Origin of the sequence: Arthrobacter sp. YA7-1 (assembly GCF_025960325.1) — a bacterium.
Classification (GTDB): domain Bacteria; phylum Actinomycetota; class Actinomycetes; order Actinomycetales; family Micrococcaceae; genus Arthrobacter; species Arthrobacter bambusae_A.
In genome coordinates this window covers 1,998,191-2,009,932 of the sequence record NZ_CP110114.1, presented here as the reverse complement: position 1 = coordinate 2,009,932, position 11,742 = coordinate 1,998,191, and the positions used below count along the sequence as shown (strand labels likewise).

11 protein-coding genes are annotated in these 11,742 nt (G+C 62.8%); 8 read left to right on the top strand and 3 right to left on the bottom strand.

Annotation, left to right across the window (positions count from 1 at the left end; translation table 11 throughout):
* Positions 1-34: 34 nt before the first annotated feature.
* Together OIT41_RS09355 and OIT41_RS09350 are read right to left on the bottom strand one after the other, a co-directional pair.
* Positions 35-397 carry an SPW repeat protein gene (locus tag OIT41_RS09355; RefSeq protein WP_241708415.1) on the bottom strand — a complete coding sequence of 121 codons (363 nt, stop codon included), beginning with the start codon at positions 395-397 and terminating at the stop codon, positions 35-37.
* Positions 394-915, bottom strand: coding sequence for a universal stress protein (locus tag OIT41_RS09350; RefSeq protein ID WP_241708414.1), 522 nt, complete (start codon positions 913-915; stop codon positions 394-396). Before OIT41_RS09350 ends, OIT41_RS09355 begins: the two co-directional genes overlap by 4 nt.
* A gap of 193 nt (positions 916-1,108) precedes the next feature.
* On the opposite strand from OIT41_RS09350, the gene OIT41_RS09345 reads away from it, so the two are divergent.
* A complete protein-coding gene (locus tag OIT41_RS09345) occupies positions 1,109-1,807 on the top strand; it encodes a response regulator (protein WP_241708413.1) in 699 nt (232 codons plus the stop codon).
* A gap of 20 nt (positions 1,808-1,827) precedes the next feature.
* On the opposite strand, the gene OIT41_RS09340 is transcribed toward OIT41_RS09345, so the two are convergent.
* Positions 1,828-3,543: a GAF domain-containing sensor histidine kinase gene (locus tag OIT41_RS09340; RefSeq protein ID WP_241708412.1), complete on the bottom strand. Its 1,716-nt coding sequence runs from the start codon at positions 3,541-3,543 to the stop codon at positions 1,828-1,830.
* Positions 3,544-3,710: 167 nt separating this feature from the next.
* Between OIT41_RS09340 and OIT41_RS09335 the strand changes: the two genes are divergently transcribed.
* The 7 genes from OIT41_RS09335 (at position 3,711) to pta (ending at position 11,681) form a co-directional block, all read left to right on the top strand.
* Positions 3,711-4,181, top strand: coding sequence for a pyridoxamine 5'-phosphate oxidase family protein (locus OIT41_RS09335; RefSeq protein ID WP_241708411.1), 471 nt, complete (start codon positions 3,711-3,713; stop codon positions 4,179-4,181).
* Between the two features lie 63 nt (positions 4,182-4,244).
* On the top strand, positions 4,245-4,709 hold the full coding sequence (locus tag OIT41_RS09330; RefSeq protein WP_241708410.1) for a pyridoxamine 5'-phosphate oxidase family protein: 465 nt from the start codon (positions 4,245-4,247) through the stop codon (positions 4,707-4,709).
* Positions 4,710-4,769: 60 nt separating this feature from the next.
* The gene (locus OIT41_RS09325; protein WP_264637857.1) at positions 4,770-5,837 is read left to right on the top strand and encodes a zinc-dependent alcohol dehydrogenase family protein; all 1,068 of its coding nucleotides are present in this window, start codon (positions 4,770-4,772) and stop codon (positions 5,835-5,837) included.
* Positions 5,838-5,899: 62 nt separating this feature from the next.
* Positions 5,900-7,792, top strand: coding sequence for a heavy metal translocating P-type ATPase (locus OIT41_RS09320; RefSeq protein WP_241708408.1), 1,893 nt, complete (start codon positions 5,900-5,902; stop codon positions 7,790-7,792).
* A 45-nt stretch (positions 7,793-7,837) separates the two neighbouring features.
* Complete coding sequence (locus OIT41_RS09315; RefSeq protein WP_241708407.1) at positions 7,838-8,299, top strand: universal stress protein; 462 nt, start codon at positions 7,838-7,840, stop codon at positions 8,297-8,299.
* Between the two features lie 391 nt (positions 8,300-8,690).
* Positions 8,691-9,551 carry a universal stress protein gene (locus tag OIT41_RS09310; RefSeq protein WP_264637856.1) on the top strand — a complete coding sequence of 287 codons (861 nt, stop codon included), beginning with the start codon at positions 8,691-8,693 and terminating at the stop codon, positions 9,549-9,551.
* A 33-nt stretch (positions 9,552-9,584) separates the two neighbouring features.
* Positions 9,585-11,681, top strand: coding sequence for a phosphate acetyltransferase (pta, locus tag OIT41_RS09305; RefSeq protein ID WP_241708405.1), 2,097 nt, complete (start codon positions 9,585-9,587; stop codon positions 11,679-11,681).
* Positions 11,682-11,742 lie beyond the last annotated feature (61 nt).

The following is an 11,742-nucleotide window of genomic DNA, read 5'->3' as shown; positions in this document are numbered from 1 at the left end:
GGCGCTGCCGGATGCCCGGACCGGAATTGCGCGGCTACGGGGCCGGCATCACGTGGTGATGACGGTATTCCTCCGTGCTGGGCTTGATCGCCAAGGCCGTGACCACCACGGCGACCGCGCCCGGGATCCAGGCGCTCCAGGCGCTCCCCGTCATGGAGGTGAAGCCGGCAATCCAAGGCGCAACGAGGAGGACGACGGCGAACGCAGCTTGCGCCCATTCGGCGGCCGGCATCCCCGGCCTGGCCAGGTTGGTCACACCGGCGGCGACCAGCAGGACACCGAGGATGACCATGAACGCTGTGGACGATCCACCTTGACTTGTCCACAGCACCGAGAGTGCGGCATAGGCGCCGGCGGCGATGACCGTCCAGTCCTGCCAACGAGTCCACTTCTTCATCTGGATCGTGCTCCTTTGATCGGTTGGGTTTTTCTGATGGCCGCCCCGGCGGCGCCGGGACGGGGCTCCGGGTGTGCGGTTGCATCGGGCGCGTGGACGACGAGAACGGGACAATGGGCGTGGGCGACGCAGGCCGCGCTGACCGAACCAAGCAACAGGCCGTTGAACCCGCCGTGTCCGCGCCGTCCGACGACCAGCAACGAGGCGAATCTGCTGGCGTCGACGAGCGACTGCCGCGCGGCGCCGAGGACGAGCCTGGTCCGGACGTTTCGAGGAATTTGGGAGCCGAAGGCCCTCGTCATGGCGTCACGGAGTATTTCGGATGCCTGATGGCTGAATCCGTCCCGCCCCATCATTTCGTAGGTCTCATGACCCACGGGAAAGTCCCAACATGCCCACGCCTCGACGTTTGCTCCCAGTGCTGATCCGAGGCGGTGGCCTTCGCGCAGGGCCTCTACGGAGGCATCAGAGCCGTCGACGCCGACGATGATCTTGCCGTGCCGGGCTCCCGTGGTCATGGTGTTCCCTTCCGTTCCGCGTTTTCTCTAAGAATGGGCAGAAAATTCCCCGTCAAACAGGGCCGAAAGTCATGGCCCCGGCTTGGGTCCTTCGGCCCTTGTTTGCCATTGGCGGGCACGGAAAAATGACATTGCCGGGCAAACCATGACGGGCCGGCGGGACCGCAGCCACGGGCTGCCGGACAGGAGGATCATGGATGGCCCAGTACGATCCCCCAGCGATGCCCGGTTCGTCGGCGTACCGCCGATCCGTGTGTATGTCCTGGACGATCATGAGCTTGTCCGCAGGGGACTTCAGGAACTGCTGGAAAGCGAAGGCTTCGTGGTGGTTGGCATGTCCGGTTCGGCGGAGGAGGCGGTCCGACGCATTCCTGCGTTGCACCCGGATGTGTCGGTGTTGGACGCCCGATTGTCCGACGGCACGGGCATTGAAGTATGCCGGGATGTCCGCTCCGTTGACCCCACACTGAACTGCCTGATTCTGACCAGTTACGACGACGAACAAGCTCTTCGTGGAGCGGTCCTTGCGGGGGCGGCGGGGTATGTCTTGAAGGAAATCGGCGGCACCGACCTGATAGGTGCGCTCCGGCGCGCCGCGCGAGGCGAGTCCTTGTTTGATGGCGGGGTGAAGGCGCAAATCATCCGGCGCCTCACGGAACGCCATCGCGTAGATCCCAGGGTCGCCTTGTTGACTACCGAGGAGCGGCGGGTCCTTGACCTAGTGGGCCAGGGCCTGACCAACCGGCAAATCGGGGAACTGATGCAGCTCGCCGAAAAAACCGTGAAGAACTACGTTTCCTCGATGTTGGCGAAGCTGGGATTCGAACGTCGCACCCAGGCGGCGGTCCATATTGCCCACGGACCAGATACGGACCGTGGAACCGTCCGCTGACGGTCCGGCGGACCGGAACCTCAGTGGACCGGAACCGACCACACCACGGTTGTGCCCTTCGTCGGGGCGCTGGTCACCTCAAACGAACCGCGCAGCTCCAAGGCCCGCTGTTGCATGTTGACCAGACCATTTCCCGGGACAGCATCCCTGAAGCCCCTGCCGTCGTCTTTGATGATCAATGTCAGCATGCCATCTTCCACCGAGACGGAAACGCTCATTGCCTGCGCCTCGGAATGACGGACCGCATTGCTGAGGCCTTCGGAAATGACCGCCAGCGCGTTGATGACGATTCCGTCGTCGAGCACGGAATCGACTGCCCCGATGATCGTCAGGTGAGGGGCGAAGGGCAGCGACCTGGTGGCAGTGCGGACAGTCTGCAGTATCCGGCTGCTCAGCAACTCCTGCTCCCCGGAAGAATGCAACGAGTAAATGGTGTTTCGGAGGTCCCTGATGGTTTCATCCAGTTCCGCGGTGACCGCATTGATCCGAGTCAAGGCAGGTTCGCCTGTCGTGAACCGCCGCAGGCTCTGGATGCTGAGTCCAGCAGCGAAAAGGCGCTGGATGACAAGGTCGTGCAGGTCCCGGGCGATGCGATCCCGGTCCGAGAAAACCACAAGCTCTTCACGGAGCCGGTGAATCCGGTCAAGCTCCAAGCCCAAGGCCACGTGCGAACCAAAGACTGCGCCCATCTCCACATCCGTCTTCGCAAAGGGCCCCGTTCCAGGAGATCGAGCCAGAACCAGAAGCCCATGGTGGGCGCCCTGGGCGCTGAGATCGATCGCCAGGAGTCTTCCGATGGACAAGCCGTGAGCCGGTCCGAGGAGGTCTCCCGCTTCGTCGATGCAGGCGGGCATCCCGGTGGCCGCGACTGACCTGATGACGGCGGAATCCATAGGCAGGATGTTTCCGGCGAAATGTGCGCTTTCAGTCCCTGCGGCACCCGCGACACAATACGAGCCCACGCCCTCATCTGGAACGAGGATCAGGGCCAGCTGGGATTCCGATTCCCGGAGCGCCCGGTCGGCAATCTGGTCGAGCCCGACAATTTCCGGCTCCGCCGTCCGGTCTCCGCCGATCATCCGGCCGGTCACATCCATGCAGGCCTCAAGCCAGGACGAGCGTCGGCGGGCGTCCTCATAAAGCCGTGCGTTCTCGATGGCCACACCAGCGGCGGCGGCCAACGCGACGGCAAGATCCTCATCTTCGGGAGTGAAATCGCCGCCTCCTTCCTTTTCGGTCAAATAGAGATTGCCGAAAACGACGTCCCGAACGCGCACAGGGACACCGAGAAAGGATTTCATGGGTGGATGGTTCTCGGGGAATCCGTAAGATTTGGGGTGCTCGTGAAGATCATGAAGGCGAAGCGGCGCAGGCTCCGTAATCAGCAGGCCGAGGACACCATGCCCGGTCGGTAGCGGGCCGATACGGCTGGCAAGGTCCTCGTCGATGCCGACCGTGACGAAGTGACTTAGTGATTTGTTCTCACCGATTACCCCCAGGGCCCCGTAGCGGGCGTGCAGCAACCGGCAGGCGGACGTCACGACCCTGTCCAACACAGCCTCGAGGCTCAAATCTTCGGCGACCGCGACAACAGCTTCGAGCAGTCCGCGCATATGCTCCTGGGCTTCGAGGAGTTCTCCCGCCCTGGACAAGAAGTCCCGGAGGAGGTCTTCGATCCTGATTCCGGGGACGTGCGGGCGATCGGCCCGCACAGGATCTGGAGTAGAACCGTTCATTTACTGCCTTTCGAGCGGTATTGCCACACGGGGCAGGTACCCGTGTCGCGCCAGGTGGCACATCCGATGCCAGACTACTACCGAGTCCCGTGCTCGCCCAGATGACCGCGAGGCGATGGGCCTTTGTGCCCTGTTTCCCTCTCATCCCCGGGCGTAGCCTCTGCGACATGACCAACAAGCCATCAACACCTGAGCCAGAGATCCTGCAACCTCAACAATGCTGGGAACTCTTGCGCGGCGTCTCCGTAGGACGCCTCGCAGTCTGGGTAATAGACCACCCCGACATCTTCCCGATCAACTACAAGGTCGACCACGGTACCCTCGTCTTCCGGACCGGAGAAGGAACGAAGCTCCACTCAGCCCTCGGCGAAACACCCGTTGCGCTGGAGGCCGACGGCGTCAATCCGGACAACGGGGTGGCGTGGAGCGTGGTCGTGAAAGGGCAGGCTGGTGCCATTAAGCTCACCCAGGAGGTCCTCGATACGGTGGGTTTGCTCCTTTTCCCCTGGCAAGCGGGCCGCAAAGACCACTTCATCCGCATCGTCCCGACGTCGATCACCGGGCGCCGCTTCACCGTCACCCCTCCCCTGACCTGGTGGAGTCCCTTGGACGACGCCACCCGCGCCGGACTCGAATGAAGGGGCGCACGGCGGGCCTAAAGCCCCTAACGACGTCGGACAGCCGCCGGTAGCGTCAGGCTCATGAACCCTCAATCAGCGGATGCGATCGAAAGACTGAACCCTGAGGAATGCCTTGAACTGCTTGGCCAAACCACCGTTGGCAGGCTGGCCGTGATTGTCGAGAACCATCCGGACATCTTCCCGGTGAACTACATCGTGGACCACGGCTCCATCGTCTTCCGTACAGGGATCGGCACGAAATTCTGGAGCTCGATGCGGGACGCCTGCGCTCTCGAAATCGACGGCTTCGACGCGGGCTCCGGGAAGGCCTGGAGCGTCGTTGTCCGCGGCCAGGCGCACCTCATCGTCGACCGGGAGGAAAAGTCAGCCGCCGACGCCCTGCACCTCGATCCGTGGCAGCCGGGCAGTAAGAGCCACTATGTTCGCCTCACCTTGGATGCTCTGACCGGGCGACGTTTCAAGACCACCCGGCCCGACATCTGGGATACCCCCGTGTGGGATGCCCGCTCCGAACTCTTCCACTGACTTGCCGTTGCTTCCCGGTGTCACCGGGGGCACGGCTTGCACTCTTTGAATGGATCAATCATGAAAGCACTCGTCTATGGCGGACCAGGACAAAAGTCTTGGACCGACGTTCCGGACCCCATCATCATCCATCCAACCGACGCCATCGTCCGCATCGACACAACCACGATCTGTGGAACGGACCTCCATATCCTCAAAGGCGACGTACCGGCAGTCCAGGAGGGACGGGTCCTCGGGCATGAGGGCGTCGGAACGGTCACCGAAGTGGGTTCCTCGGTAACGGGACTAAAGACCGGAGATCGCGTCATCATCTCCTGCATCAAATCCTGCGGACACTGCGGCAACTGCAAGAAGGGCCTCTACTCGCACTGCGCCGGGGAGGAAGGCCAGTCCGGAACGGGTTGGATATTCGGCCACCTCATTGACGGCACCCAAGCCGACTACGTGCGCGTCCCTTACGCGGATAACTCGCTCTACAAATTGCCTCAGGGGGTCACCGACGACCAAGCGGTCATGCTCTCCGACATCCTGCCCACGGCGTTCGAAATCGGCGTCCAGGCCGGTCACGTCAAGCCAGGTGACGTCGTCGCTGTCGTCGGAGCCGGCCCCATCGGCCTCGCTGCGATGGCCACATCGAATCTCTACGGCGCCGCCACGATCATCGCCATCGACCCGAACGAAGGCCGCCTTGCCCGAGCCCGGGAGTTCGGCGCAACCGAGGTCGTGAACCCAGACGATCCCGGGTGGATCAGCGACGTCATGTCCCACACCGACGGCGCAGGAGTGGATGTCGCCATTGAAGCAGTCGGAATCCCGGACACCTTCGACATGGCCTTGCGGCTCGTGCGCCCGGGCGGAAATGTGGCCAACATCGGCGTACACGGTAGATCCGTTGAACTGCGCCTCCAGGACCTCTGGATCCGGAACCTCAACATCAGCATGGGCCTGGTCAACACCAACACGACCCCGATGCTGCTCCAGCTGGTGGCCCAGCACAAGATTCCCGCCGAGAAATTTGCGACCCACCACTTCCCCCTGGCACAGATCATCGATGCCTACGACACCTTCTCCAGGGCGGCTGAAACACACGCACTGAAGGTCATTCTCAACCGGGAATCCCACCACTAGGCATCATTTCACCCTCCCTGAGGCTCGTCCCTGAGGAGGCACACCCGAGCGGGGCGGCTCCCATGGCCTTGATCCTTCGTTTTCCCCTGGTAGCGTCCACGCTCCTCGCTGGATTGTGCGTTGGGGTATTGCTGGGCCTCGGTCAAATGCCTGCCGCACAGGCAACAGCGACTATTTATGCACTGGCTGTGGCCACGTACCGGGCCGTGTCCATGATCAGGGATCTCTTCCGGGGACGGTGGGGCATCGACCTGCTGGCGGTGACGGCCATCGTCAGCACCCTCGTGGTGGGGGAATATATTGCGGCCCTCATCATCGTCCTCATGCTCACCGGAGGAGACGCCCTGGAGGAATTTGCCCACGGACGGGCTACGCACGAACTGAAAGCCCTCCTTGAGCGGGCTCCGCGGATCGCGCACCGCGAGACCCCGGGCAACCCTGTGGAAGAGGTTCCCGTGAGGAGCATCCGTTCCGGAGACACGCTGTTGGTCAAACCGTCCGAAATCGTCCCGGTAGACGGTCTGTTGCTCTCCCCCGCCGGGACTTTCGATGAATCCTCCCTGACTGGCGAAAGCCTGCCGGTCGAGCACGGCAAGGGCGACGCCCTCATGAGCGGATCGGTCAACGGCGAAGAAGCCGTTCGCATGGTCGCGAGCGCCACTGCCGCAGACTCCCAGTACGGCCGAATCGTGGCCCTGGTCCAAGAGGCTGCGGCGAGCCGCGCACCGACAGTCAGGCTTGCGGACCGTTACGCCGTGCCATTTACGCTGTTTGCGTTCCTGCTGGCCGGAATCGCGTGGTACGTCAGTCAGGATCCAGAACGATTCGCCCAGGTGTTGGTCGTTGCGACACCGTGTCCCCTATTGATCGCGGCCCCTGTAGCATTCCTTGCGGGCACCAGCCGCGCAGCCCGCTCGGGGATCATTATCAAGAATGCAGGTACCCTCGAACAACTTGCCCGAGTCCGGACTGCAGTCTTTGACAAGACCGGAACCCTCACGCACGGCCGCCCCGCCCTGCAGGCGATACGGGTCGCCCCGACCGCCGCAGAAGGGACCTCTCCCGGGCGAATACTCCAACTCGCAGCGTCCGCTGAACAGTCTTCCTCCCATGTGCTGGCGGCCTCCGTGATTGATGCCGCGCGATCCTGCGGCCTGCTCCTGCTCCCCGTCAGCAGCGCCAATGAACACGCGACGCAAGGTGTCACGGCTGTCTGTGGGGACCAGACTGTGGTGGTTGGGAAAGCTGGCTTCGTTGGCTCGGCCACGACCGGCTTCGAACAAGCAGACGTGGCCAGCGGGCAACTTCGGATCTATGTCGGAGTGGACAAGCGCTTCGCCGGAACGCTGATCATGAGCGACCCTCTGCGGGAAAACGCGGTAGCCACCCTGGCCCAGCTGCGACGCCTCGGCGTGCGCGAAACCTTGCTCCTGACCGGTGACACTCTTTCCACCGCGTCACATATTGCGGCCGAAGCCGGGATAACGCGGGTCTTGGCCGATTGCCTGCCTGCCGACAAGGTGGCTGCCGTCGCTGAGTTGAACCATCGCCCCGTCATGATGGTCGGTGACGGCGTCAACGATGCACCTGTCCTGGCCGCGTCCGACGTGGGAGTAGCAATGGGTGCCAAGGGAGCCACCGCAGCCAGCGAATCAGCCGACGTCGTCATCATGCTCGATGACTTATCCAAAGTGGCAGATGCCGTGGACATCGGCCGGCGCACCATCCACATCGCCCGAACCAGCATCTGGACAGGAATTCTCCTCAGCGCGGGGTTGATGGCAGCTGCAGCATTCGGCTTCGTCCCGGCAGTGGCCGGCGCTCTCCTCCAGGAACTGGTGGATCTCGCGGCAATCCTGAATGCGCTCCGGGCCCTGGGACGCAGCCGAACGCCGGGCGCCTATTCGCCAGAGCCTGTTCTCCTACCCCTCCCGTCTCCGAAAATTAGACCGTGACTTTCGGCCCTAGCCTGCCGGTCGCCCGCCAGACAGGGTGGAGCAATGAACACAGAACCATCGTCGAATCGGATCATTGTGGGCGTGGACGGCTCCGAGTACTCGTCGGCAGCCTTGCGATGGGCAGGACGGATGACTGAGCGCCTGGACTTGCCGCTGGAAGCTATTACTTGTGTCGGCATGCCGGATCTCTTTTTCTCCTCGCGTATGGAGCAAGGGATCAGCAAATTCTCAAGCGAATTGGAAGAATCCGCCAGGCAACTGGTAGAACAAGCGCTTGACCGGGCTTTCGACGCGGATAGACCAGAGAACCTCAGCATCACAGTCAAGTTCGGGGCACCGGCCAAGGTCCTTGTCGAGGAGAGCAAGAACGCCCAGCTCCTCGTCATTGGCCGCCACGGAGAGGGCGGGTTCCTGGATCAGGCAATCGGTTCGGTAAGCCGGGCATGCGCGGCGCACTCACAATGCCCCGTGCTGCTGGTGGACCAAGAGGTCGACAACACCTGAGTCCAGTGTCGCTCGTTTCCGACCCCTCCCGGGTTGAGGACAGGAATCTGCTGACCCGGCTATGGGGAAAAGTCATGGCTGAGCGGTGGGCGGGCGGAACTCGGAACCTCTTTATCCGCCTCCCTGTGATAATGGTCGGCACGATCTCCACGAAGACCCGTTTTCCGGTGAGGTAGGTCCTTTCGGTCATTCAGAAATTTGTGAAAACTACGTACGTATATGGCATGGACACCGTCAAGGATCCGCGGGCGCAGTCGGTCCCCGGTCACGGCGGCGTCACGAGCGTCGCTAACGGGACTTCCGGCCCTGCCGGGCTGGACCAAACGAGCAGAGGATGGTGCGTAAAGCACCCGGAACGCGGGAGCCACATTTCATGGAGGCGGACAAAGTCATGAAAAAACCAATCGTTGTCGGCGTCGTTGACACCCAGGCGAGCCGGGCCGCGCTGGCTTGGGCAATGAACCGGGCGGCACGACGGAAACTCCCGGTGCTGCTCGTTCACGCCGTCGACAGTCGATGGCTCGACGAATCAGCCCATTCCAGCGAGGTGACCAAGGCCGCAGCAAACGAACTGCTGAGCAAAACCGCAGCATATGCAGGCGAATTGGAGCCATCGGTCCAGGTAAAAACCGTGCTGTTCCCCGGCAGCCCCGGGCAGGCACTCAGGAAGCAATCCAAAGGAGCCTCGATGGTAGTCATCGGAACCGGGCACAACTGGCCCGGAGGACCCGTCGCTGACAGGGCACTGCAGATCGCCGCCGTCGCCCAGGGCCCTGTCGCAGTAGTCGGGGAACAGAACATGACAGAGCGCCGCGGCATCGTGGTCGGCGCTGACGGTTCCGAAGAATCAACGCAAGCAGTTTCCTTCGCCGCCGCCGAAGCGGACAGGGACAACCAGGACCTGACAGTAGTTCACGCCGTCCCCGCGCCGCCGCTCATCCACCGCGCCATGCCAGCGGCCGACGTCGCCGAGGACATCCTGGAAGAAGAACGAATCGTCCTCGCCGAAACCGTCGCCGGTCTGGCCGAAAACTACCCCGACCTGATTGTCCACCAGGTTCTGGTATCCAACAACGAACCAGCGGAAGCACTCACGGAAGCCGCAGCCAACGCCACCATGCTGGTACTGGGAAGCCGCGGAAGAGGCAGCTTCAAACGCCTCCTCATGGGATCGACCGCCCACACCGTACTCAGATCCCTGCCCTGCCCAACCGTCATTACCCGCGTACGACGGGCGAAACTCACAGGTTAAAGCGAATCAACGGCGGACGGAGGGCAACGCGGTATGGTCACAGGTATCTACGTCAGTGCTGTCACACCGGAGTCCGGAAAATCGTTGGTGAGTCTTGGGCTGGCCGACACCCTGCACCGGCATGCAGATAGGGTCGGCTTCTTTCGACCGATCGTGGAAGGCCCCGACGCCGGCCACGATCCCATGATTCTCCTGATTCGGGAAATGTATGGGCTCAATCCATCCCTTTGCCTGGGTGGAATCACACTCCCCGTGGCGCTTGGCTTGTTGGGCGCCGGACGAGGTGACGAGATATTCGGGGACGCCGTCGTGGCGTACGGCCAGATCGCGAAGCAGTGTGATGTGGTGATCGTCGAGGGTTCAGGCCTCAGGGGCCACGACGCGGCCGCTGAATTCGACCTGAATGCCAGGCTTGCCAACAATCTGGGATTGCCAGTGCTGGCGGTGGTCGGCGCAAAGGGGCTGTCTTCCGAAGAAACTGCCGATGCCGTCGATGTGGCGCGCAAGGAGCTTGCTTCCATGCATTGCTCCCTTCTATCCGTCATGGTCAACCGGGCCGACGCCAGCACGGTCGGCGACATCCATGCCGCATTGCGGCCGGGAGTCAGCAGACGTCCTGTCTACGTCATTCCGGAAATAGCAGAGATATCGCGGCCGACGGTGGGAGACATTTCGGCCGCGCTTCGCTTGAGCCACGCGGGCGGCAGCACAGAGCTTGACCGCGACGTCGGCCGGGTCACCGTGGCCGCAATGACCGTAGGCAATTTCCTGAGTGGGCTCGGTACGGGGGACCTGGTGATTGTTCCCGGAGACCGGGCAGATGTGATGGTTGCTTGTTTGGCGTCTGCCTTGTCGCCCCAATTCCCCACCCCGAGTGCCATGATCCTGACCGAGGGGTTGGACGCGGATGCCCATGTCCGTCCACTGCTCAACCATGCACCGTTTCCGGTATTCACCAGCGAAGAAGGTACGTACACCGCGGCCCATTTGACCGCGGGCGTGCGCAGCGAAATACACGCCGGCCAGCACCGCAAGGTGGCGGCCGCACTCGGCGCATGGGCGCGCTGCGTTGACGAGCGGGAAGTTCTGGAAAGATTGTCCTTGCCAAGGCCAACCACCGTCACGCCTTTGCGCTTTCTGCACGAACTCATCGAGCGTGCCCGGGTACAGAAGCGGCGGATCGTCCTCACGGAGGGAGAAGACGCCAGGGTGCTCCGCGCCGCTGAGCTCCTGCACCGGAGGGATGTCTGTGAACTGATCATCCTGGGGAACAAGGCCGCCGTCGATGGGTTGGCCGCAGCTCAGGGGATCGACCTTGACGGGCTGGTTGTTGTGGATCCGGCAACGTCGAACTTGCGCGAGCGTTATGCAGCGGAATACCAACGGCTACGGGCGCACAAGGGAATGGTCTTGGCGCGGGCGCGGGAAATCATGCTGGAGGGAGCCTATTTTGGCACCATGATGGTTCAACTGGGCGAAGCGGACGGGATGGTTTCCGGAGCGTCCCACACCACGGCGAATACCATCCGTCCGGCCCTGGAGTTCGTGAAGACCCGGGATGGTGTGCGCACGGTGTCATCGGTGTTCTTCATGCTCTTCCCCGACCGCGTCCTCGTGTATGGCGACTGTGCCGTCATCCCTGAGCCGACGGAGTGGCAGCTTGCCGATATCGCGATTGCATCCGCAGACACCGCCGCGCAGTTCGGCGTGGAGCCCAGGGTCGCCATGCTGTCCTACTCCACTGGAGGTTCGGGCACAGGCGGTGCGGTGGACAAGGTGCGCCGCGCGACCGCTTTGGTCAAGGCGGCCCGGCCGGAGCTTCCCGTTGAGGGCCCAATCCAATATGACGCCGCCGTGGATGCCGCAATTGCCAATTTCAAATTGCCCTCGTCCACCGTTGCCGGCCAAGCGACGGTGTTCATCTTCCCCGACCTGAATACCGGCAACAACACGTACAAGGCTGTTGAGCAGTCGTCGGGGGCGGTCGCGGTCGGGCCCATCCTGCAAGGCCTCCGCAAGCCGATAAACGATCTCTCCAGGGGTTCAACGGTGGAAGACATCATCAACACTGTTGCCATCACTGCCGTACAGTCCCAAGTTGCCGCCCCCCTGGCACGAGACCAGGCTTGACGCAGCCTGTCAACGCGACGGGGCACTGCCTACGCGCACGCTCGTCCGGCCACGGTGAGGG